The organism is Streptomyces hirsutus (assembly GCF_001418415.1).
Classification (GTDB): domain Bacteria; phylum Actinomycetota; class Actinomycetes; order Streptomycetales; family Streptomycetaceae; genus Streptomyces; species Streptomyces hirsutus.
This window is the reverse complement of record NZ_LIQT01000639.1, coordinates 1-1,489: the sequence shown is the minus strand read 5'-3', so window position 1 is coordinate 1,489 and position 1,489 is coordinate 1. Positions and strand designations below refer to the sequence as shown.

1 protein-coding gene is annotated in these 1,489 nt (G+C 77.2%); it reads right to left on the bottom strand.

All coding sequences use genetic code 11. The features are described from left to right. On the bottom strand, nucleotides 1–1,265 hold a 1,265-nt coding region (locus AOK11_RS36475; RefSeq protein ID WP_055597922.1), incomplete at its 3' end, for an NB-ARC domain-containing protein. Between the last annotated feature and the right edge of the window lie 224 nt (nucleotides 1,266–1,489).

Here is a 1,489-nt window from a genome sequence, read left to right as displayed (position 1 = left end):
GCGTCGACGAGGTCGTCGAGGAGGTCCTCGACGGTGCCCGCATCCCGTTCCAGGGAGCGGGCGAGCGCGGTCGCGGACGCGTGGGCCACCGTGTCCACGGACGGCGCGGTCCGGGTCGCCGCGAACCGGCGCAGCACGAGACGGGCCTGCGGGGTGAGCCGGTGGTAGGCGTCCTCGTAGCGCTCGGCGAGGCTCTCGTCGCCGACCCGCAGCCGGGCGAACAGGTCCTCCCCGGTGACCAGGTCGGCGATCGCCTCGGTGAGCAGGGCACCCGGGCGGGCCGCCAGCCGGCGCGCGGCGAGGGTGAGGGAGAGCGGCAGGTCGCCACAGGCCTCGGCGAGCATCAGGCCCGCCCGCGGGGCGGCGGCGAGCCGCTCCCGGCCGAGGACCGAGGCGAGCAGCTCCATCGACTCGTTCCGGTCCAGTACGGGCAGCGCGAGGCGCCGTATCCCGTCCAGGCCGAGCAGCCGGGACCGGGCGGTCAGGACGATCCGGCAGTGCGGGGCGGCCACCAGCAGCTCGCGGACCTGGAGTTCCTGGCGCACCCCGTCGAACACCACGAGCAGCCGCCGCTGACGCAGCACCGACCGGTACAGGCCCACGCGCTGCGCCGGGTCGTCGGGGACCTGCTCCGGGGCGATGCCGAGCGCCCGCAGCAGGTGGCCCGTGAGGGCGGCCGCGTCCCGCCGGCCGCCGCCGGCCGGGTCGAGGTCCACGTACAGCTGGCCGTCCGGCAGGCCGGCCGCCAGTTCGGCGGCCAGACGCAGCGCGAACACCGACTTGCCGACGCCGGTCTGGCCGTGGACCAGCAGCGGCGGGACGGACCCGTCGGCCAGGTCGGTCAGCATCCGCGCCCGGCCCAGCAGCCGGGTCCGGCCGGCCAGCGGCCGCGGCTCCATGGGGAGCTGGGCGGGCGTCGGCGGCAGGGCCCGTACGGCGGCCCGCGGCCGCGTCTCCTGCCCTCGGTGCACGGCCCTGGCGTCCGGCCGGCCCTCGCCGCCCACCTCCCGCGCGGCCTCCCGCCAGCGCCGCTCCCACACCGCCCGGTCCCCGCCGCACGCCTCGGCGAAGGCGAGCGCCACCTGAAGAGTCGGCAGCCGGTAGCCGGCCGCCGCGTCCGAGAGCACCGAAGCGGAGAACAGTGCCCGCTTCGCCAGCTCCCGGTAACTGGGAGAGCCCGCCCCGGACCGGAGCCGGCGCAGCTCCCGGGCGAAGGCGGTGGCCGGTCCGGCGTCCTGCGCCAAGGGCTTCTCCGGTCTGCCCACGCTCACGCTCCTCGGGGATCGGTGGCGGTTCGCCGCGGGATCGCCGCGGGTCTTTGCCGTCTGCTGCCTGCCCCCGCAGACTCCGGCGGGCCGTTCCCGTTCCCCTCCCGGTGCGGTACCGCGGCCCCTTCCTGCCGCTTTCGTCGCTGCCCGTACCGTTCACCCGGCCGAGCGTTTATGATCCGGCTTGCCCGAATCCCCGGTCGGGGGACGGGGCACGGGGG